Source organism: Mesorhizobium sp. M7A.F.Ca.US.007.01.2.1, from assembly GCF_003998165.1.
GTDB lineage: Bacteria > Pseudomonadota > Alphaproteobacteria > Rhizobiales > Rhizobiaceae > Mesorhizobium > Mesorhizobium ciceri.
In genome coordinates this window covers 1-20477 of record NZ_RZQP01000066.1, presented here as the reverse complement: position 1 = coordinate 20477, position 20477 = coordinate 1, and the positions used below count along the sequence as shown (strand labels likewise).

Below are 20477 nucleotides of genomic sequence, written 5' to 3'. Positions count from 1 at the left end.
TCGGGATCTGCAGCTACAGCAGTTCTCGGATGCCTTCCCACGCCATTCTGCCCAACCGTGATTCGGCCTCGCCATTGCCGCCATGTGCATGCAATGTCGAGCGTGGTGTGTTCTCGCCAGGCAAGAGAATGCGATGCCCCGCATCCGGCGATGACACGAGATGTGTGATCTTGCCTGCTTCGCTGCGCCGCCGAACAATTTCTGTCGCGAACCATAGGGAGGGCCACAGCGCATCGTCGCCGCCTGCGACCAGCAGGATCTCGGCCGATGCGGTCTCAACGGGGATGGTCGCCGCAGCCGCTTCCTGCCTGGAGGTTTTCAAACAATGTTCGAAGAGTCCCCTGTAGGATACCAAGCCATCCACGTATTCTGGTGTCCAGTTTGGATCCGTCGGCACAAATGGCAGGGGAATTCCGTCGAGCGACCATGAGGATCGTTCAGGCCAACTGACGCCATCCCGGCCAGCACCAATATTTCCCCAAGTCACCGATGACGGGCTGATGGCGACCACAGCGTCGATGCGCGGTCATGGACCGCCGCAAGCAGTGAGGCCTCGGCACCCTTGGATGTGCCGACATAGACGATGCGGTGGCATCCTGTTTCAAGGAGACAATCGGTTGCCGCGAAGAAGGTTTCGAGGGGAATTTCGCATATTCCGGGAGGCTGGCCCTCACCGCCAAACCATTGCAGGGCCAAAGCCGACGAGCCCTCGTTTGCAAAGAGCCGTGCGCGCCCAACATCGACGCGGCCACTCGACCCACCCAACACCACGACACCCGTGGTGGCCTGCGGGCGTCGAAACAAGGTTCCGGCGACGGCGCCGGACAGGTTTTCCTCGATTGCCGCCTGAGCTTCCATATACGCACCGAACCTTGGGCCGGAGCCTGGCGCCGGCTGCAGATATTCAGCAAAAAGGCCGCCTGCAGCAAGCGGCTGCAGGCGGCCTTCGATAGCGAAAGTTACTTGGCGTTCGGGTTCGGCATCCAGGCCGGCATCGCGACATCGGCGTGGGCGAACTGCGGCAGCTTGGCCGACAGGTCCTCCATGTTCTTGATGTCCTTGTCGATGAGGTCCTTCTGGGTGATCAGTGTCGGCGGCACGACGACGTTGTGGCCGGGGTCTTCACCGGCCAGCAGCTGTGCCAGCGCACGCACCGAGACCTGGCCGACGACGGCCGGGTTGGTCGCGGCGGTCGCGGCCCAGGCGCTGTCGGGCTCGCGCATCGCAGCGATGTCCGAGGTCGAAATGTCGGCCGAATAGATCTTGATGCCCTTGTTCAAGCCCGCTTCGTCGACAGCGATCTTCACGCCCTTGGCGAATTCGTCATAGGGAGCGAACATCACCTTGATGTCGGGATGCGCCGTCAGCACCGAACGCGCCTGGTTGGCGACGGAGTTGGCGATCGGATTGTCGAGCGTGCCGAACATCGCGACTTCCTTGATGCCGGCATATTTCTTCTTGACGTCAACCCAGGTCTCGTTGCGGCGGTCGAGCGGCGCGATGCCGGCGACATAGACATAGCCGGCATTCCAGCTTTCGCCATTGTCCTTGACCGCCTGCTCGAGCGCGAGGCGGGCCAGGTCGCGATCGGACTGTTCGATCTGCGGGATCTTGGGGTTTTCGACATTGACGTCGAAGGCCACAACCTTGATGCCGGCGTCGACCGCACGCTGCGCGGCGTCCTTCATCGATTCGGTCAGGCCGTGCTGGATGATGATACCCTGCACGCCGAGCGCGATGGCCTGATCGACCATGTCGGACTGAAGAGCCGCATCCTGGCGGCTGTCGAGGACGCGCAGGTCGATGCCGAGCGCCTTCGACTGCGCCTCGACGCCCGAGAGATAGGCCTGGAAGAAGTCGCCGGTCGAGAGATAGCGCACCAGCGCGATCTTGACGCCGGGCTTGTCGAAGGGCGCCGGCTTGTCCGCGGCAAAAGCCGGGACCTGCATCAGCATAGTTGCGCCGGCCAATCCGAGCGCCACCTTCCCCAGAAGTCTTCTTGTAATGCTCACTTTGTTTTCCTCCACTCTTGTTGAACTCGAAAATCCTGTTCCGGTCGAAAGCTATCTCCTGCCCCTGCCCGAAAGCGCAAAGGTGAAGACAAGGGCGACGACCAGAACCACGCCCTTGATGAAATCCTGCGTGTAGTAAGGCGCGTTCATCATCGTCAGGCCTTGCAGCAAGATGCCGACGAACAGCGCGCCGATGGCTGTGCCGAACGCATTCGGCTTGGCGGCACCCAGCACCGCGTAGCCGATCAGCGCCGCGGCAACCGCATCGAGCAGCAGATTATTACCCGAGGCGATGTCGCCGCGTCCAAGCCGGGCAGCGAGCAAAATGCCGCCGATCGAGGCAAAAACACCTGAAATGACGTAAGCCCAGATCTTGTATGCCTTGACAGGCGCGCCGGCGAGTTCGGCGGCGCGCTCATTGCTGCCGACGGCATACATCATGCGGCCGAAACGTGTGTATTCGAGGAAGAACCAGATCAGCACGGCGAGCACGAGCAGCACCACCACCGACACTGGAATGAGGTTCGGGATGAAGAAGTCGAAGCGGTGGCGGCCAAGCGCCAGGAAGGCGTCGGAGAATTTGCCGTTGGCGACCGAACCATCAGGCATGGTCATGCCGGTGGCGATCGAGCGGCCTTCGGTTGGAATGCGCTGCAGGCCGACGAGCAGGAACATCATGCCGAGCGTCGCCAGCAGATCGGGCACACGCATGTAGACGATCAGCCAGCCATTGATCAGGCCGACGATGGCGCCAATGAGCAGGCAGACGACGACCGCGACAAGGGCGTTCTGCTCCAGCACCACCATGACATAGGCGGCCGCCATCATGGCTGACGTGGCGACCGAGCCGATCGACAGATCAAAACCTCCGACGACCAGCGTGGCGGTGACGCCGAGCGCCAGCACGCCGGTGATGGCGACCGACTGGAAGATGAAAACCGCACTTTGCGGCGAAACGAAACCGTCGGCGGCGATCGAGAAATAGGCGACGAGCCCGAACAAGAGCACGATGAAGCCGTAGCGGATGGCGTGGTCGCGCAATGTCATTCGGCGCTCCCGCGCGCTGCTGCCGTTTTTAGCCAATCCGAACCCATGCTCTTTCCATTCCCATTCCTAACGCCCGTGCTCAGGCGGCACTGTGCAGCGGCCCGCCGGCGACCTCGGCCAACAGGCGGTCGAGATCGACATCGGCATTGCGGTGCTCGCCGACGATGGTCTGTTCCGACATGACCAGGATGCGATCGGCGGTCTCCAGCGCCTCGTCGAGTTCGGTGACGAAAAGCAGCGTGGCGCGTCCGTTTGCACTGGCCCTGAGCTTGGCGGCGATGTCGCGCCGGGCGGAAATATCGACGCCCTGAAACGGCTCGTCCAGAATGAACAGTCTCGCATGCTGGGCCATCCAGCGGGCGACCATCACCTTCTGCTGGTTGCCGCCGGAGAGCTCCGACATCTCGTCCTTCTCGGAGCGGCAGACGATGCCCAGCTCCTCGATCTGCCGGCGCGCCGTGGCGCGTTCCAGACGGCGCTTGAGAACAGCGAAACGTGACATGCGCTTGTGAAACGGCAGGCTGATATTTTCCTGGATGTTGAAGCCGCCGACGATGCCGTTCTCGCCGCGGTCCTTGGCAACGAGGAACACGCCGGCGGCGATCGCCTCGCCGGCTGTTTCAGGAGCATAAGGCCTGCCGTTCAGCGTCATTGTGCCGGCCAGCGGCTGGCGCACGCCAAACAGCGTCTCGGCAAGCGCCGTCTTGCCGACGCCGACGAGGCCGGTGATGGCAACGACCTCACCGTCGCCGAGCGTCAGCGAGATCGGCCGTGCGCCTTGTGCGATGCGCAGACCGTCTATCTTGAAGACGGCATTGGCCGAATCCCTGACAACAATCCGGTCGAGATGGATCTTGCGGCCGAGCATGGCGTTGACCGCGCCTTCATAGTCGAGCGGTTTCTTGTCGAAAATGCCTGAGATGATCCCGTCCCGCATCGATACGATGCGGTCGGCCAGCCGCCTTATGTCCGACATACGGTGCGAGATGTAGAGGATGGCCACGCCTTGCTCGCGCAGCCTGTCGATCAGGGCAAACAGCCGATCAGCCTCGGCGCTGGAGAGCGATGAGGTCGGCTCGTCGAGGATCAGCACTTTCGGCTTGTGCGCCAGCGCGCGGGCAATCGCCACCATCTGGCGATCGGCCAGCGAAAGATCACTCACCCGCGCCTTCAAATCGATGGCCAGCCCCATGCGGTCGGCAACCGCCTTGGCCTCTCGCCGCACGCGCATTGGATTGAACAGGGTCGGCGCACCGCTGCCGCTCAGCCGGTCCAGCGTCAGGTTGGTGGCGACGTCGAGATCGGCAACGACACCGTCATTGATGTTCTGGTGCACGGTGACGACGCCGGCCCGGATCGCCTCGGCCGGGGTTTTCGGCGCGAAATCCTGGTCGGCGAGCACCATCGTCCCGCCGCCGCGTTCGTAGACACCAGAGATGATCTTGACGAGGGTGGATTTGCCGGCGCCGTTGGCGCCCATCAGCACGGTCACTTCACCGGCATGCAGTTCCAGCGAGACGCCGCCAAGCACCTCGTTATGGCCAAAGGATTTCCTCAGTCCCTCTACGCGGAACACGGCATTGCCGACCATGCGTTCCTCCCTGACATGACGCTATGGGCTGTATCGGCAATTGTCAACACGATTGACAATTGCCAGATCGCTTCCTAGCTTGGCCCGGCCGCCACGCCTCCGTTATGTTGGAAGCGCATATGCGGGAGGATAACGATGACTGAAGAATTGCCGTTCGAAGCCCTGTCGGTCGAAACCCTGGCTGCACGCCTTGGCGGCAACGAGGCGCTGTGCGCGAAGATCGGCAAGGACACCGGCGCCTGGAAGGTCCGCGAGGTCGGCGACGGCAATCTCAACCTGGTGTTCATCGTCGAGGGCGCCAGCGGTGCGGCCGTGGTCAAGCAGGCCCTGCCCTATGTCCGCCTGGTCGGCGACAGCTGGCCGCTGCCGTTGAAGCGCTCCTTCTTCGAATATCACGCGCTGACCAGGCAAGAGGCGCGCGCGCCGGGCTCGGTGCCGGCGATCCATTATTTCGATGAAGGCCAGGCGCTGATCATCATGGAATATCTTGCGCCGCCGCATATCATCTTGCGCCGTGCCCTGATCGACGGCCGCCAACTGCCGAACATCGCCCGGGATATCGGCCTGTTCATGGCCCGCACGCTGTTTCGCGGCTCCGACCTGCATATGGCCGCCAAGGACCGCAAGGCCGATCTGGCGCTGTTCGCCGACAATGTCGAGCTTTGCGACATCACCGAAAACCTGGTGTTCTCCGATCCCTATTTCGATGCCAAGATGAACCGGCACACCTCGCCGCAGCTCGACGGCCTGGTCGCCGAACTGCGCGCCGACCGCGACCTCAAGGTCGAGGCGCAGCGGCTGAAGCACATCTTCGCCGCCAATGCCGAAACGCTGCTGCATGGCGACCTGCATTCCGGTTCGATCATGGTCACCGACACGGAGACCCGGATGATCGATCCGGAGTTCGCCTTCTACGGCCCGATGGCTTTCGACGTCGGCATGCTGCTTGCCAATTTCTGGATGTCCTTCTTCTCGCAACGCGGCCACGAACAGAAGGGCAAGCGCGACGCCATGCGCGCCTATCTGCTCGGTGTGACGGTCGAGACCTGGTCGGTGTTCCGCGCCGAGTTTTCGCATCTATGGCGCAGCGAGCGCACCGGCATGCTCTACCAAAAGAGCCTGTTCGAGGACCAGGGCGACATCCTTGCCTCAGAGCAGGCGCTCGACCATGTGCTGCACCAGATCTGGACCGACCTGCTAGGCTTTGCCGGCGTCGAAGTGCACCGGCGCATCCTCGGTCTCGCTCACAATGCCGATTTCGAGACCATTGCCGACGAGGATCTGCGCGCCAGTTGTGAAGCAAAGGCGCTGAAATTCGGCCGCCACCTCGCCGTCAACCGGCGCCAGATCCACAGCATCGACGAGGTCAACCAACTGGCCGCGTTGATCGAACAGGAGAGCAGCATTTGAACGTCGGCGACCGCCACTATCGCACCATCTGGCTGAGCGACGACGGGCGTTCGGTCGATATCATCGACCAGCGCTGGCTGCCGCATGATTTCCGCATCGAGAGGATCGGCACGGTTGCCGGCATCGCCACCGCCATCCGCGACATGTGGGTGCGCGGCGCGCCGCTGATCGGCGTCACCGCTGCCTATGGCGTCGCCATGCAGATGGCCGACGATGCGTCGGATGCAGCGCTCGACGCCGTGTGGGAGACCCTGCACGAGACGCGGCCGACCGCGATCAATCTGCGCTGGGCGCTGGACGAAATGCGGCGCTTCCTGCGGCCTTTGCCTACCGAACAACGCGCTGCAGCCGCCTATCGGCGGGCCAGTGAGATAGCCGACGAAGATGTCGGCCTCAACCGCGCCATCGGCGAGAACGGTCTCGCCATCATCAAGGCGATCGCGGCGCGCAAGCAGAAGGGCGAGCCGGTCAACATCCTGACCCATTGCAATGCCGGCTGGCTGGCGACGGTCGATTACGGCACGGCGACCGCGCCGATCTACCTGGCCACAGAAGCCGGCATTCCGGTCCACGTCTATGTCGACGAGACGCGGCCGCGCAACCAGGGCGCCCAGCTGACCGCCTGGGAGATGGCCGGGCACGGCGTGCCGCACACGCTGATCGTCGACAATGCCGGCGGTCATCTGATGCAGCGCGGCGCAATCGACATGGTCATCGTCGGCACCGACCGCACCACCGCCGACGGCGACGTCTGTAACAAGATCGGCACCTACCTGAAGGCGCTCGCCGCCGCCGACAATGATGTGCCGTTCTATGTCGCGCTGCCGTCGCCGACCATCGACTGGACGGTGCATGACGGACTGGCCGAGATCCCGATCGAGCAGCGCTCGGCCGACGAAGTCTCGCTGGTCTGGGGCAAGACCGCTGCCGGCGAGATTGCCCAGGTGCGCATTTCGCCGGAGACGACGCCCGCGGCCAACCCGGCCTTCGACGTGACGCCGGCGCGACTGGTGACCGGCCTGATCACCGAACGCGGCGTCGCCAAGGCGTCGCGCGAGGGCCTGAAGCAGATGTTTCCCGAGCGGGCATAGCCGCTCGCTTCTAGTACAGAGGCTCGGCCATGTGCTTGGGTGTCGGCCAAGTCTCGGTGATACCCGGCTGCACCGGCCGCTCCAGGTAGGTCGAGAGCACCACATAGCTGCGCGTCGAGGTGACGCCCGGCGTTTCGTAGAGGCGCGCCAAAAGGCCTTCGAGGGCCCTGGTGTCTTCGGTGCGGACCTTCAGCAGCATGCAGGTGTCGCCGGCGACGGTATGGATTTCCTCCACTTCGGGATATTGCGAGACCGCCATCAGTTCCGGCGTCTTTCCCCAGCCCCTGGTGTCGATATGGACAAAGGCAAGCAAAGGCTTTTTCACCGCCCGGGGATCGATGATGGTGACCGTGTTGCGGATGGCGCCGCTGCGCCGGAGCCGTTTGACCCGCTCATGCGCTGCCGGTGGCGACAAGCCGACGCGATCGCCGAGTTCGGCGTAGCTGATCGTGGCATCATCGACCAGGACACCTAATATTCTTCGGTCTATCGCGTCGAGATCGCGGGCCGCTGGCCTGTTCTGCAGAATGCCATCTGTTTCTTCATCCATGGCGAAATTCCTGGTTCTCCGCTGAATAGAATACGGCCATTATGCCGATATGTCGAACATTGATCAACTTGCACCATTGACTGCCCGAGCCCCGATCCCGGCGCTTGCCTATCTGTTGACGGGCTGCATCGCGGTCATCGGCTCGAACTCGCTGGTGCTGGGTCCGATTGCACCGGCTGTCGCCTCGTCGTTCGGAACCAGCGTGCCGGCCGTGATGATTGCGGCGGCCGCGTTCGGCCTCGGCACCTCTGCCAGCGCGCTGTTCCTGGCGCGCTACATCGACCGGCTCGGTGCTCGCAGAATGCTGCAGGGCGCACTGCTGCTGTTGGCACTGGCGCTGGTCGCCAGCGCCGCGGCACCCACGGTGATCATGCTGGTCGCCGCACAGCTGCTGGCCGGCATCGCCGCCGGCGTCGCCATGCCGGCGATCTATGCCAGCGCGGCGGCCATCGCTCCTCCGGGCAGGGAGAGCGGCACGATCGGCGTCGTGCTGACCGGATGGACACTCAGCATGGTTGCCGGCGTTTCGCTTTCGGCCGTGCTTGCCGATCTCGTGCATTGGCGCGCCGTTTTCGCAGCGGTCGCGGTGCTTGCGGCCCTTGCATGGATGGGGCTGACAGCGACGTCGCTCAGCGACACCAGGAAGGCCGGACCGGCGCCCGCCCCGCTGGAAGCGCTCGGCATTCCCGGAATCTTGCCGCTGCTGGTCGCGTGCGCGGCCTTCATGACTTCGTTCTACGGCGTCTATGGCTATCTCGGCGACCATCTTCATGTCGGGCTTGGACAGCCGGTGAGCGCCAACGGCCTGGCGGCGCTTGCCTACGGCATAGGCTTCGGGACGGCTGCTCTGCTCGACGGCATCATCGACAGACTGGGTGCGCGGCGCGTCATGCCGTTTGCCTATCTTCTTGTCGCCGTGGTCTACGTCGCGATGGCCGCGACGAGCGGCAGTTTCGGGCTGACCCTGACCATGGTGGCAATCTGGGGACTGGCCAATCATTTCGGCCTGAACGTCCTGGTGATGCGCCTGTCGGCGCTCGATCCATCGCGGCGCGGCACGATCATGGGCCTGAACAGTGCGGTGACTTACCTCGCGGTCTTTGTCGGCACCACCAGCTTCGGGCCGCTTTATTCCAACTTCGGCTTTGCTGTCTGCGTGATGGTTGCAGCACTGCTCATGCTGATTGCCGCATCGGCGGCGGCGTGGCGCACGCGGTAGTCGAACGTGCTTGGCCCAACCTTCTCACGGTTGACAGCAGCGCCCCGCCCTTTCATACAAAGCCGTTAATGTTCTCAGGGCGGGGTGAAAGTCCCCACCGGCGGTAAGGGTTTCTACCCAAGCCCGCGAGCGCTTTCCGGTCCACGCATCAATGCGTGGATTCTTAAGTGCTAGAGCGTCCTTTACGCGTCCAAGGGACGCGTGGCGCTCTAGTGGAAAGGTCAGCAGATCCGGTGTGATTCCGGAGCCGACGGTTACAGTCCGGATGGAAGAGGACGAAACGGAAGCCGGCCCGCTTTTTGCGGGCTTAATCCGTATCGTGCGTCCTGATTCTGGTTCGAAACGGAAGGATGGACCCATGAATCAGCATTCCCATAAAGACTATGAAACGACCCGCATCGCCGTTATCCGCGCGCGCTGGCATGCCGACATCGTTGACCAGTGCGTACAGGCCTTCGAAGCTGAACTGGCCTCTCTGGGAGGCGAACGCTTCACCGTCGACATTTTCGACGTGCCCGGCGCCTATGAGATCCCCCTGCATGCCAAGACCCTGGCCGGGACCGGCCGTTATGCCGCGATCCTCGGCACGGCCTTTGTGGTCGATGGCGGCATCTACCGGCATGAGTTCGTCGCAAGTGCTGTCATCGACGGCATGATGAACGTGCAGCTGTCGACCGGCGTGCCGGTGCTGTCGGCGGTGCTCACCCCGCACAACTACCACGACAGCGCCGAGCACCACCGCTTCTTCTTCGAGCACTTCACCGTCAAGGGCAAGGAAGCGGCGAACGCCTGCGTGCAACTCCTGGCGGCGCGGGACCTGATCGCGGCCTGAGGTCGTCAAACTGGCCGGATTTCAACCCTGCAACAAGAATTGCGATCGAGAAGCGCTCCGAAGGTTGCGGTTCCCTTGAAATCCCGCCAGAAGCATCAAGGGCCGACCGGCAAACCGGCCGGCCCGCGACGTTGCGCTTGAAACCAGATACGGGAGACTATTGGGTGGCTCGCATAACACTGAGACAATTGCTCGACCACGCCGCCGAATACGGCTATGGCGTGCCCGCTTTCAACATGAACAACATGGAACAGGGCCTCGCCATCATGGAGGCCGCCGAGGAGACCAAGTCGCCGGTCATCCTGCAGGCTAGCCGCGGCGCGCGCGCCTATGCCAATGACGTGGTGCTGGCCAAGCTGATCGACGCGTTGGTCGAAATCCATCCCGACATTCCGGTCTGCATGCATCTCGACCATGGCAACAACGAAGCCACCTGCGTCACCGCGATCCAGTACGGCTTCACCTCCGTCATGATGGACGGATCGCTGAAGGAAGACGGCAAGACGCCGGCCGACTACGCCTACAATTCCGGCATCACCAAGCGCGTCGTCGACATGGCGCATTGGGGCGGCGTGTCCGTCGAAGGCGAGATCGGCGTGCTCGGCTCGCTCGAGAGCGGCGGCGGCGAGCAGGAAGACGGCCACGGCGTCGAAGGCGCGATCAGCCACGACCAGCTTTTGACCGATCCCGAACAGGCGGTCGAGTTCGTCAAGGACACCCATGTCGATGCGCTGGCGGTTGCCATGGGCACCAGCCATGGCGCCTACAAATTCTCGCGCAAGCCGGACGGCGCGGTGCTGGCCATGAACGTCATCGAGGAGATCCATCGCCGCCTGCCGAACATGCACCTGGTCATGCACGGCTCGTCCTCGGTGCCGGAGGATCTGCAGGAGATCATCAACAAATATGGCGGCCAGATGAAGCCGACCTGGGGCGTCCCGGTCGAGGAAATCCAGCGCGGCATCAAGCACGGCGTGCGCAAGATCAACATCGATACCGACAACCGCATGGCGCTGACCGGCGCCATCCGCAAGGTGCTGACCGAGAACCCGAGCGAGTTCGACCCGCGCAAGTATCTGACACCGGCCATGGCCGCCATGCGCAAGCTCTGCAAGGAGCGCTTCGAACAGTTCGGCACCGCCGGCAACGCGCAGAAGATCAAGCCGCTGCCGGTCGCCGAAATGGCCAAGCGCTACAAGTCGGGCAGTCTGGACCCGAAGTTCGGCTGAGCTGAACGCTGGTATCGAGGGCAGGAGCGCGGCAGCGCCCTGCCCGCTTACCGAACACTATTGAAGCGTCCGCGCCGGCTGACCGGCGTGGTCGCGCGCGATGCCGGCGTCGGCATCCTCGGCGCCAAAAGCACGGTCGAGGCCCGTCGCCACGACCGAGACCCTGAAGCGGCCTTCCATGCCCTTGTCGAAGATGGCGCCAACGATGATGTCGGCATCCTCGTAGACCTCTTCGCGGATGCGGGTGGCGGCCTCGTCGACTTCAAACAGGGTCATGTCCCTGCCACCCGATATCGAGACCAGCACGCCCTTGGCGCCTTTCATCGACACTTCGTCGAGCAGCGGGTTGGCGATCGCGGCTTCGGCCGCCTTCATCGCGCGGCCTTCACCGGAAGCCTCACCGGTGCCCATCATGGCGCGGCCCATGTCGCGCATCACGGATTTGACATCGGCGAAGTCGAGATTGATCAGGCCTTCCTTGACGATGAGATCGGTGATGCAGCTGACGCCGGCATAGAGCACCCGGTCGGCAATGACGAACGCATCGGCGAAGGTGGTCTTGGCATCGGCGATCCTGAACAGGTTCTGGTTCGGGATGACGATCACCGTGTCGGCGCTCTCGCGCAGCCGCTCGATGCCTTCTTCGGCCATCTGCATGCGGCGCCGGCCTTCAAAGGTGAACGGCTTCGTGACGATGCCAACCGTCAGGATGCCGGCTTTGCGCGCCGCCTGGGCGATGATTGGAGCCGCACCGGTTCCCGTGCCGCCGCCCATTCCGGCGGTGACGAAACACATATGCGTGCCGGCCAGATGATCCATGATCTCGTCGAGCGATTCCTCGGCCGCGGCGCGACCGATCTCGGGAAGCGATCCGGCGCCCAGCCCTTCGGTGACATGAGCGCCAAGCTGGATCAGCCGCGTCGCCTTGGACATGGTCAGCGCCTGCGCGTCGGTGTTGGCGGCGATGAATTCGGTACCCTGAAGCTGCTCGGCGATCATGTTGTTGACGGCATTGCCGCCGCCGCCGCCGACGCCGATAACGGTGATCTTGGGTCTCATCTCGGAGATTTCGGGCTTCTTGAACTCGGCCATGCCTGTTTCTCCTTCGTCAATTGCGCGCGCTTCACGACCCACCCGCAGACTGCCTTGGGCATATTGCAATCGAGCGGCATGACGCGAATCAGTCCGTTGCGATGGGTACCCCAAAAAGCCAGACAGCGGCCAGAGGTGCAAGTGCATGCGAGGTCAAGATTTGTGATGACCGTTTTGCACAGCGTGGCTCGGGCGCTGCGTGCGCAAGATCTTACCGCAGCGAGCTCGCCGCTCCCGCCGATAGCGGCTGCGCGCTGGTTTACCGGCTCGTGCTTGGCATTCCGCCCTCCAACCTCTATGTTGCGATCGCAGATCGCGCAATTGGTTTTGAAATGCCTCCCGACATACCAGCTAGTGACTTGAAAAAATAAGGAAAAGCGCTTGGCGACAGCCACGTCTGTTTTCCTAAAACTCACCAGCTATTTTTACCAGGGACGTGCGGCCGGTCAGGCTGCGGCACCTTCGAAAACCAGAGGTTTTAAATTGAGCGATGCAATTGCGGACGTTTTGAACTGGCTTGAAAGCAGAACCGACATCCAGAGCCTGAGGGCGGCGGTGTGCGACCTCAACGGTATCATGCGCGGCAAGCGCATTCCCGTCGAGCAGGCAAGAAAGGCGCTGGAAGGCAAGCTGCGCATGCCTTTTTCGCTGATCGGACTGGACGTCTGGGGCGAAGACATCGAAGGCAACAGCCTGGTTTTCTCGACCGGCGATGCCGATGGACTGTGCCAGTGGACCGGGCGCGGCATTCTGCCGGTGGCCTGGACGGCGCATCCGACGGCACTTGTCCCGCTGTGGCTTGCCGACGAAAGCGGCGCGCCCTATCTCGGCGACCCGCGACGGGCGCTGGCCCGCATCCTCGATCGCTACAAGGCCCTGGGCCTGACCCCGGTCGCGGCAACGGAACTCGAATTCTACCTCGTCGATCCGCAATCGCAGCGGCCGGTCGGCCCTGTCTCGCCGGTGACCGGACGCCGGCTCGATTCCGACGCGGCGCTGTCGATCGACGAAATCGACGATTTCGAATCCTTCATCCATGACGTCTACGAGGCTTGCCGGACGCAAGGCATTCCCGTCGACACGGCCATCGCCGAAAACGGCGTCGGTCAGTTCGAGATCAATCTGAACCATGTCGCGGACGCGTTGCGGGCGGCTGACGATGCGGTGCTGTTCAAGCGCACGGTGAAGGGCATTGCCCGCAAGCACGGCTTTGCCGCCTGCTTCATGGCCAAGCCCTATGGCGACCGGGCGGGCAACGGCTTTCACGTTCATTTCAGCCTGGTCGACGGTGAAGGGCGCAACGTCTTCGACGACGGCACCGACCAGGGCTCGGAGACCATGCGCCATGCAGTCGGTGGCCTGCTTGCGGCAATGGCCGAGAGCACGCTGGTATTCGCGCCGCACTTCAACTCGTACCGCAGGCTGCGCCCAAGATCCTATGCGCCAACTGCGGTCGCCTGGGGCTATGAGAACCGCATGGTCGCGATCCGCATTCCGGGCGGACCGACCGCTGCTCGCCGTATCGAGCACCGCGTGTCGGGAGCCGACGCCAACCCCTATCTGGTGCTTGCGGCCATATTGGGCGCCGCACTGACCGGCATCGAAAGACAGTTGTCGCCAGGGGATCCGATCGGCACTGACGGCCAGGGACTTCCGCCGGCAAAGCTGCCGCCGGACTGGGCATCCGCGATCGCCGCCTTCGAGAGCGGGACGCATGTGGCGGAGATTTTTCCAGCCATCCTGCGCGACTCCTTTGTGGCCTGCAAACGCCAGGAGCTGAACACGTTCGCGCTCAATGTCAGCGATTTCGAGATCGAGACATACCTCGAGAGCGTCTAGATCGGGTTACGCCAGTACGGCCAAGCTGGCGCGCATCGGCCAATCATGTCCTGGCGGCCGCGATACGGTCGGCAGGCCTCGGGCTTCCTGCGTACCGAACCCTAATCGCGTCAGGCAGGCTCGCGCCAGGGCCGCATTGCTGTCGATGACGACCAATCCATTCACGTCGTTGAGGCTGGCAGCCACCACCGACAGTTCGGTGCAGCCGAGCAGGGCGGCATCGGCGCCGGTCGCTTGCGCGATGTCGAGCGCGCGCTCGGTTTCAACCGCCGCATCCACGATCGAACCCGCCTTGACGAGGCTGATCGCGCTGTCGACGCACGCCTGAAATTCGGTGTTCGAGGGAAGGCAGAGCTCAAATCCCGCCGCCGACATCCTGTCCTGATAGAAGCCGGAGACCAGCGTGCCCTGGGTGGCGAGAACAGCAACCCGGCCCCGCTCCAGGCTGCGACGCGTCTCCGCCACCACGGCGTCGCCGATATGGATGATTTCCGCGCGCGAATTCGCCGCCAGTTGGTCGTACCAATGATGGGCGGTGTTGCACGGCATCGCGACGCAGGCGACGCCGAGCGTATTGAGCGTCGCGACCGCGGCTTTCAAAGGCGCCAGCGGCCCGTCATGGCCGGCAAGGATGGCTTCGGTCCTGTCGGGCAGCTGCGGTACGCTGAGGATCACGGCAGGCACATGTTCGTTGTCTCTGAACGCCTGGGTCATCCGGGTCAATTTGAAGTAGAAGTCAGCCGATGCAAGCGGCCCGAGGCCGCCGATAATGCCGAGCTGGGGACGGATGCTGTCGTCGATCATCCGGCAGGCTCGGCTTCGAGCTGTTCCGAGACGGTTTCAGGCTGTGTCGCCTCCCTGTGGCTGGGAGCGATCATTGCCGTGCTCGCTGCGACGGTGCAGACGCTGGCCAGCGTCATGAACGTGTCCACGGCCGCATCCACCGCGACGAACAAAGCGAACGCCGCCTCGAAGGGAAGCTTCAGGTAGCCGCAGACGATGGACATCTGCGACAGGATGAGCAGGCTGCCCATGCCGCCGGTGGTGAGGGCGAGAAGCGCCGAGATGATGCCGACGAGCACGAGGTCCGAGACGGCAAGTGGGTGGCCGTAGAGTTGGGCGATGAACAGCGCACCCGAAGTGTAGAGCAGCGCCGGGCCTGTACGCAGCAAAGCCGCCTGCAGCGGCACCAGCAGTTCCACGACCACCAGGCTGAACCGCAGGCGCTCGCTCAAAAGGTTGATCACCCACGGCAGCGAGGCGACCGTAGAGCGTGTGGTGATGGCTACCATGAGAAGCGGCTGGCAGGTCTTGATCGTCGTCCAGTAGCTTCGTCGCGACCGGATGGCGATAATGGCAAAGGCGCCGGCAACGAATATGAGGCAGGAAAGACCCATCACCAGCAGGTAACCGCCCATCAGCGTGAGCGGCTTGGTTCCGGTCGACGCGGTCTGGTCCGCGATCAGGATGAAGGTTGCAAAGGGCAACCCCCAGATGAACCAGTTGGTCAGCACCGTACAGGCCCTGTAGACCGCGTTGAGCGCCTGCGTCAGGCTCATGGACGAGGGCTGGGGAATCTTCCCCATCGCGAGCCCGAAAAGCAGGCAGAACAGCAGAACCTGGATGGTCTGTCCCGAGGCCAGCGCATTGAAGACGTTGTTCGGCACCAGGTCGAGCAGGATCGAATGCCCGCCGCTGGGATCCCCATTGGAGGGCGGCGGCTGGAACGGGAAGGCGAGATCGGTGGACACGCTGCCTTGCGAATTGATGAACTCGCCAAGCTCGATGCGCGACTGGGGATTCTCGATCTGGCCCGGCTGCAGGATCAGCGACAAGGTGCCGCTCACCAGCACGGCCAGGAACGACACGACCAGCACGGCCATACCCACCTTACCGAGGTAGCGGACCGATTTCGGGTCCTGGACCATCGCCGTGATGGAGAAGATGACCGATGAGACCAAATAGGGCAGGACGACCATCTTGAGGAAATTCAGGTAGAGTTGTGCGACAGGGCTGATTGCATGGGCAAAGTCTGGATAGTAGAGGCCGCACAGGATTCCTGCAGCAATCATCGCAATCGTCGTTACCGGCGATCGCAAGATACGCCTTGCCGCGAGGCGCCAATCGAAAGGCAGGGGTCCGGCTACGTCGGAGATGGCCATTGTCAGGCTTTGCTCCCCAGGCGATAGCGGGCGATGATCTCGTCCGTGTTGAGAATCTGCTGACCCCGAGCGAGGTCGAGATACAGATCGACAAAGGCCGCGAGATGCGGATTGTCCGGCCGCACGCCGACTGCGATCGTATCGACCTTGTCGGTCAGCGTGATGGAGCGCGCTACGACTGTCATCGACGGATCGTCGACCATCAGCTTCTTGATCTCGAAATCATCGCGATAGGCCATGTCGATCGTCCCGTTTCGGATCGCATCGATGATCAGGTCCCAGCTTGCCAAGCGATGGATTTGCGCATGTGGGAAAGTCGTGGCCGCATAAGTGGCGAAGGAAGAGCCCTCGATCACGCCGAGATCACCTGAGAAATCACGGACAATCTGTTCTGGCGGCTTGCCTTGCGCGATACGCGCCAGGTTGAGGCGGTTGGCGATCAGCCCTTGCCGCAGCATGGCGTAGGGGCGGGAATAGATGATCGACCGGCCGCGCTGAAGCGTCCTGCTGAGCTTGCCAATCGCCATGTCGGCCTGTCCGGAACTGACCTGTCTGACGATATCGTCGAACGTTGCGGCGGATCGGTCGAACACCGGCTCGACCCCAAGCGCCGCGGCGATGCCGTGGGCCAGTTCCATGTCTATGCCATTGTCCCCCGATCCGTCGGCCGGGAAGAACGGATTGGAAGCGAAGGCCGGCATTGCGATGCGCAAGACATCGCCGCTCGCGATCGGCTTTGGGGCGTTCTCCGCCTGCTGTCCTGGAGTGTTGGCCGCCCGGGCTTGCGAGATCAGCAACCCGCCGCTCCCGGCCGCAAGCAGTGTACGACGTGTAACCGGCATACGCGTTCTCAATTAGACCGGGAAAGCCAGCAACATGCACAACCGACGTTAAACAAACGTATATATTACACTGGGCTTTTTTATGTATTGGATAAGCAGCTCAGCGCCACAAAATATTAGTATCACCTAATGTAAAAGGAATGGCGGAAGGACCGCGTTACTTCCCGCCAGGCGATCAGTTGGCCCTAGGCGATCAGCTGCACTGTCAAAACGTCTCTGCCCAGGGCCGCAGCTCAAGCTCCGAGCTCCAGGCGCTGCGATGCTGGCGATGGGTTGTAAGATAGGCCTCGGCGATGGCGTCCGGCGATAGACGGCGGTCCGGCCGGTCGGGATCGGCCACCTGTCCGGCCGGCTCGATCTGGCCGTCGATGATGAAGTGGGCGACGTGGATGTTCTGCGGAGCGAGTTCACGGGCCATGGATTGCGCCAGGCCGCGCAGGCCGAATTTCGGCATGGCGAAGCCGGCTGAGCCGGGAAATCCCTTCACACTGGCGGTGGCGCCGGTGAACAGGATCGATCCGGAACCCCGCGCCAGCAGCCGGCGCGCCGCCTGCTGGCCGACCAGGAAGCCGCCATAGGCGCCGACCAGCAATGCCTGTTTGACCGCTTCGGCATCGAGCTCGGCGATCGGTCCGCGGGTGCGCGCGCTGGCGTTGAACACTGCAAGCGCCAGCGGGCCGGCCTTGTCTGCGGTGTCGAACAGGCTGGCGACGGACGCGACGTCGGCAACATCCGTCTCGACGGCCAGCGCACCGGTTTCGTCGGTCAGAGCGCTGAGCTTCTCGACATTGCGGGCGGCCAGAACCACGCGAAAGCCTTCCCGGGTGAGAAGGCGCGCAAGCGAGGCGCTCAGACCAGCGCCGGCGCCTGCAATGACGGCCACATCGGATGCCATGATTTTTCACTCCTTGCGGATTTCGGCGGAAGCGTTCGCCAGATCAGGCAAGGTCGCGCCTTCGGGGCTGACAGGCAAGAGGTGGCATCTCGGCGGTTGTTGAGCCAGACGGCTGCAGAACCAACGTTGCGCGGTCCAGCATCGCCTGTGGCGCTACGAAGGCCGCTCGGCCTTCAGCACCGAGACCGCCGCTTCGACAGTGGCAAGGCTTGGACCTTCATTCGACCGATATTTTGACGGTAGAATCGTCAGGCTTCGCAAAGCTATCGGCGATCTCATCGATGGGGACTGGAGCATGGTCCCGAAAAGTGGGAAACGGTTTTCGGAAAAGATCATGCTCAACGAGGAAACGACTATGGAACCAATCTGGGCCGTCGGCCTGATGACCGGCACGGTGCTGGACGGTAACATCGACGTCGCGCTGATCAAGACCGATGGCGAACGCATCGAGGATTTCGGCACCTACCGGCTGATGCCCTATCCCGCGTCGATCCGCTCCCTGCTGGAAGAGACGCTGACGCAGGCACGGGCGTGGAACTTTGTCGGGCCGGAGCCGGCGATTTTTCGCACCGCGGAAGAAGCCCTGACGCGAGCGCAGTCGGCGGCGGTCAAGGAATTGGTCGAGGGCTATGGCATGACGATGGCCGACATCGGCGTCGTCGGTTTTCACGGCCAGACCGTGCTGCATCGTGCGCCGCAGGTCGGACGGCTTGGCCAGACAAGGCAGCTCGGCGACGGTGAACTGATGCACGCGTTATTGGGCACCAAGGTCGCTTACGATTTCCGTTCGGCCGACATGCGCGCCGGCGGACAAGGCGCGCCCTTGGCCGCGGCCTACCACACCGCGCTGATGCGCAGCGCCGGCGCCAGCGGCGAGGTGGCGGTGCTCAATCTCGGCGGCGTCGCCAACATCACCTGGTGGGACGGTGCCGACAATGTCGTTGCCTTCGATACCGGCCCCGCCAACGCACCGCTGAACGATTTCATCAAGTCGAAAGGGCTCGGCGAAATGGACCGCGACGGCGCGCTTGGCGGGGCGGGCAAGGTGGACGAGGAGCGCTTGGCAAAGCTGCTGCAGCACCCTTATCTCAGCAAAGCCTACCCAAAATCACTGGACCGTTTCGACTTCGGCGCGGCGATGGCGGACGGCCTAAGCGCCGAGGATGGCGCGGCGCTGCTCACCGCCTTCACCGCTGCGGCCGTCGGAAAGGCGCTCGACCTCTTGCCGCACCGGCCGAAGAAACTCGTGGTCAGCGGCGGAGGTCGCCATAATCCGACCATGATGGCGATGCTGGCCAGCCGCGCCGGCGTCGAGGTGGTGCAGGCCGAGAGCCTGGGCTGGAGCGGCGACGCGGTGGAGGCGGAATGCTTTGCCTTCCTCGCGGTTCGCGTGCTGCGCGGGCTGCCGATCAGTTTTCCGAGCACGACCGGCGCACCGCGGCCGATGCAGGGCGGAAAACTCGCCGGTTAAGCCAGTTTCTTCTGCAGGAAGATGCGGCTGCGGCCGACGGGGAAGTCGGCAAGTGTTCCAAAGGGCTGATAACCCTGGCGCTGATAGACCTTGGCGGCATTCGGATTGAAGGTGTCGATCCAGGCGTTTTGACAGCCGCGCGCCACCGCTTCATGTTCGGCTGCGTCCAGCATCTTGCCGGCCGTGTGCTGGCCGCGCAGCCGCTCATCCACCCAGAGCCATTGCACATAAAGCCAGCCCCAGGCGGTGTAACCGGAAATGCCGGCTACGACCGCGCCGGCGTCGTCGCGCACGAACACCGCAAGCGCTTGCCTTTCGGACGCGCCGACATCGCCGTCGTTGAACGCCGTCAGCCTTTCGCTGAGAAAAGTGAGGTCTTGCGGCGAGGGATTTGCCGTCGTTTCCAGTGTCGTGTTCATCGCTTTTCCGAGATGGGTTGCGTATCGGCATCGCCGCCATTGCGAAATTCGGACGCGGCAATGCCGTAGCGCTTGAGCTTGTCGTAAAAAGTCTTGCGCGGCACGCCGAGCGCGTCGATGGCGGCGCGCACGTCGCCGCCATAGTCGCGCAGCGCATCGCGGATCAGTTGCGCCTCATAGTGGCCGACCCGTTCGGGCAATGCTGCCGCAGGCTCCGGCGAATACGCGCGAACCGTTTTCATCTCCTCGTCGGGGCTGAGACCGAGCGCGACGCGATCGGCGAAATGGGCGAGCTCGCGCACATTGCCCGGCCAGTCATGCGAGTGGAGATGATCGCTGACGGCTGCATTCACCTTGGCGACAGGCCGGCCAAACCGTTCGGCCGCCTTGCCGAGGAAATGCCCGAACAGCATCGGGATATCGCCGCGGCGTTCACGCAGCGGCGGAATGCGCAGCGTCACCACGTTGAGGCGAAAATACAGATCCTCGCGAAAATCGCCGCGCTGGTCCGGCCGCCCGAGATCGACCTTGGTCGCCGCGACGACCCTGAGATCGATGCGCCGGATCTCGTTCGAGCCAAGCGGCGTGAGGCTGCGCGTTTCGAGCACGCGCAGCAGCTTGACCTGGAGCGCAGGCGGCATGGATTCGATCTCGTCGAGAAACAGCGTGCCGCCGCTGGAATGCTCGATGCTGCCAATCCGCCGCCGCTGCGCGCCGGTGAACGCGCCCGCCTCGTGGCCGAACAACTCGCTCTCTATGACCGTCTCCGGCAGGGC

Annotated in this window: 18 protein-coding genes, 1 pseudogene and 1 riboswitch; of the genes and pseudogenes, 7 read left to right on the top strand and 12 right to left on the bottom strand. The window is 63.3% G+C overall.

Features of this window, described 5'->3' with window-relative positions; all coding sequences use genetic code 11:
• Positions 1-13: 13 nt before the first annotated feature.
• The 4 genes and pseudogenes from EN949_RS14620 to EN949_RS14605 form a co-directional block, all read right to left on the bottom strand.
• A pseudogene (locus EN949_RS14620) lies at positions 14-858 on the bottom strand (acyl-CoA thioester hydrolase/BAAT C-terminal domain-containing protein).
• Positions 859-959: 101 nt separating this feature from the next.
• On the bottom strand, positions 960-2012 hold the full coding sequence (locus EN949_RS14615; RefSeq protein WP_023808755.1) for a substrate-binding domain-containing protein: 1053 nt from the start codon (positions 2010-2012) through the stop codon (positions 960-962).
• A 51-nt stretch (positions 2013-2063) separates the two neighbouring features.
• On the bottom strand, positions 2064-3059 hold the full coding sequence (locus EN949_RS14610) for an ABC transporter permease (RefSeq protein WP_013532921.1): 996 nt from the start codon (positions 3057-3059) through the stop codon (positions 2064-2066).
• A gap of 79 nt (positions 3060-3138) precedes the next feature.
• Complete coding sequence (locus tag EN949_RS14605) at positions 3139-4650, bottom strand: sugar ABC transporter ATP-binding protein (RefSeq protein WP_013532922.1); 1512 nt, start codon at positions 4648-4650, stop codon at positions 3139-3141.
• A gap of 135 nt (positions 4651-4785) precedes the next feature.
• Between EN949_RS14605 and mtnK the strand changes: the two genes are divergently transcribed.
• Together mtnK and mtnA are read left to right on the top strand one after the other, a co-directional pair.
• Positions 4786-6060, top strand: coding sequence for an S-methyl-5-thioribose kinase (mtnK, locus tag EN949_RS14600; RefSeq protein ID WP_127370734.1), 1275 nt, complete (start codon positions 4786-4788; stop codon positions 6058-6060).
• Complete coding sequence (mtnA, locus tag EN949_RS14595) at positions 6057-7151, top strand: S-methyl-5-thioribose-1-phosphate isomerase (protein ID WP_063171610.1); 1095 nt, start codon at positions 6057-6059, stop codon at positions 7149-7151. Before mtnK ends, mtnA begins: the two co-directional genes overlap by 4 nt.
• A 10-nt stretch (positions 7152-7161) precedes the next feature.
• Here the strand turns inward: mtnA and EN949_RS14590 are convergent, their stop codons facing one another.
• Positions 7162-7701 (bottom strand): Lrp/AsnC family transcriptional regulator, encoded by a 540-nt coding sequence (locus EN949_RS14590; protein ID WP_013532925.1) that lies wholly within the window; start codon positions 7699-7701, stop codon positions 7162-7164.
• A gap of 49 nt (positions 7702-7750) precedes the next feature.
• Between EN949_RS14590 and EN949_RS14585 the strand changes: the two genes are divergently transcribed.
• From EN949_RS14585 to fba, 3 genes are all read left to right on the top strand, one after another.
• Positions 7751-8920 (top strand): MFS transporter, encoded by a 1170-nt coding sequence (locus tag EN949_RS14585; protein WP_127370735.1) that lies wholly within the window; start codon positions 7751-7753, stop codon positions 8918-8920.
• A gap of 66 nt (positions 8921-8986) precedes the next feature.
• A riboswitch (FMN riboswitch) is annotated at positions 8987-9201 on the top strand.
• A gap of 77 nt (positions 9202-9278) precedes the next feature.
• The gene (locus EN949_RS14580) at positions 9279-9752 is read left to right on the top strand and encodes a 6,7-dimethyl-8-ribityllumazine synthase (RefSeq protein WP_127366295.1); all 474 of its coding nucleotides are present in this window, start codon (positions 9279-9281) and stop codon (positions 9750-9752) included.
• A 164-nt stretch (positions 9753-9916) separates the two neighbouring features.
• The gene (gene fba, locus EN949_RS14575; RefSeq protein ID WP_013532928.1) at positions 9917-10981 is read left to right on the top strand and encodes a class II fructose-bisphosphate aldolase; all 1065 of its coding nucleotides are present in this window, start codon (positions 9917-9919) and stop codon (positions 10979-10981) included.
• A gap of 57 nt (positions 10982-11038) precedes the next feature.
• Here the strand turns inward: fba and ftsZ are convergent, their stop codons facing one another.
• A complete protein-coding gene (ftsZ, locus tag EN949_RS14570; RefSeq protein WP_127366294.1) occupies positions 11039-12073 on the bottom strand; it encodes a cell division protein FtsZ in 1035 nt (344 codons plus the stop codon).
• 483 nt (positions 12074-12556) lie between these two features.
• Between ftsZ and EN949_RS14565 the strand changes: the two genes are divergently transcribed.
• Positions 12557-13912 carry a glutamine synthetase family protein gene (locus EN949_RS14565; protein ID WP_013532930.1) on the top strand — a complete coding sequence of 452 codons (1356 nt, stop codon included), beginning with the start codon at positions 12557-12559 and terminating at the stop codon, positions 13910-13912.
• Between the two features lie 6 nt (positions 13913-13918).
• On the opposite strand, the gene EN949_RS14560 is transcribed toward EN949_RS14565, so the two are convergent.
• From EN949_RS14560 to EN949_RS14545, 4 genes are all read right to left on the bottom strand, one after another.
• The gene (locus EN949_RS14560) at positions 13919-14716 is read right to left on the bottom strand and encodes an amino acid racemase (RefSeq protein ID WP_127366293.1); all 798 of its coding nucleotides are present in this window, start codon (positions 14714-14716) and stop codon (positions 13919-13921) included.
• Positions 14713-15984 carry a cation:dicarboxylase symporter family transporter gene (locus tag EN949_RS14555; RefSeq protein WP_245459182.1) on the bottom strand — a complete coding sequence of 424 codons (1272 nt, stop codon included), beginning with the start codon at positions 15982-15984 and terminating at the stop codon, positions 14713-14715. Before EN949_RS14555 ends, EN949_RS14560 begins: the two co-directional genes overlap by 4 nt.
• Before the next feature lie 92 nt (positions 15985-16076).
• Positions 16077-16916, bottom strand: a complete 840-nt coding sequence (locus EN949_RS14550) for a transporter substrate-binding domain-containing protein (protein ID WP_024502572.1) — start codon at positions 16914-16916, stop codon at positions 16077-16079.
• A gap of 205 nt (positions 16917-17121) precedes the next feature.
• Entirely contained in the window at positions 17122-17811 is a 690-nt protein-coding gene (locus EN949_RS14545) for an SDR family NAD(P)-dependent oxidoreductase (RefSeq protein WP_127366292.1), read from the bottom strand.
• A 355-nt stretch (positions 17812-18166) separates the two neighbouring features.
• On the opposite strand from EN949_RS14545, the gene EN949_RS14540 reads away from it, so the two are divergent.
• Entirely contained in the window at positions 18167-19282 is a 1116-nt protein-coding gene (locus EN949_RS14540; RefSeq protein WP_127367603.1) for an anhydro-N-acetylmuramic acid kinase, read from the top strand.
• Here EN949_RS14540 and EN949_RS14535 read toward each other — a convergent pair.
• Positions 19279-19701, bottom strand: coding sequence for a GNAT family N-acetyltransferase (locus tag EN949_RS14535; RefSeq protein ID WP_127367602.1), 423 nt, complete (start codon positions 19699-19701; stop codon positions 19279-19281). The two genes, EN949_RS14540 and EN949_RS14535, sit on opposite strands and share 4 nt — an antisense overlap.
• Positions 19698-20477 (bottom strand): sigma-54 dependent transcriptional regulator (locus EN949_RS14530; protein WP_164782498.1); only part of this gene is annotated, 780 nt, incomplete at its 5' end. The genes EN949_RS14535 and EN949_RS14530, both read right to left, overlap by 4 nt.

Coding starts and splice junctions, on each gene's coding strand:
- EN949_RS14610 (WP_013532921.1), bottom strand. CDS start 3,059: ATGACATTGCGCGACCACGCCATCCGCTACGGCTTCATCGTGCTCTTG.
- EN949_RS14605 (WP_013532922.1), bottom strand. CDS start 4,650: ATGGTCGGCAATGCCGTGTTCCGCGTAGAGGGACTGAGGAAATCCTTT.
- mtnK (WP_127370734.1), top strand. CDS start 4,786: ATGACTGAAGAATTGCCGTTCGAAGCCCTGTCGGTCGAAACCCTGGCT.
- EN949_RS14590 (WP_013532925.1), bottom strand. CDS start 7,701: ATGGATGAAGAAACAGATGGCATTCTGCAGAACAGGCCAGCGGCCCGC.
- EN949_RS14585 (WP_127370735.1), top strand. CDS start 7,751: ATGTCGAACATTGATCAACTTGCACCATTGACTGCCCGAGCCCCGATC.
- EN949_RS14580 (WP_127366295.1), top strand. CDS start 9,279: ATGAATCAGCATTCCCATAAAGACTATGAAACGACCCGCATCGCCGTT.
- ftsZ (WP_127366294.1), bottom strand. CDS start 12,073: ATGGCCGAGTTCAAGAAGCCCGAAATCTCCGAGATGAGACCCAAGATC.
- EN949_RS14560 (WP_127366293.1), bottom strand. CDS start 14,716: ATGATCGACGACAGCATCCGTCCCCAGCTCGGCATTATCGGCGGCCTC.
- EN949_RS14555 (WP_245459182.1), bottom strand. CDS start 15,984: ATGATTGCTGCAGGAATCCTGTGCGGCCTCTACTATCCAGACTTTGCC.
- EN949_RS14550 (WP_024502572.1), bottom strand. CDS start 16,916: ATGCCGGTTACACGTCGTACACTGCTTGCGGCCGGGAGCGGCGGGTTG.
- EN949_RS14545 (WP_127366292.1), bottom strand. CDS start 17,811: ATGGCATCCGATGTGGCCGTCATTGCAGGCGCCGGCGCTGGTCTGAGC.
- EN949_RS14540 (WP_127367603.1), top strand. CDS start 18,167: ATGGAACCAATCTGGGCCGTCGGCCTGATGACCGGCACGGTGCTGGAC.
- EN949_RS14535 (WP_127367602.1), bottom strand. CDS start 19,701: ATGAACACGACACTGGAAACGACGGCAAATCCCTCGCCGCAAGACCTC.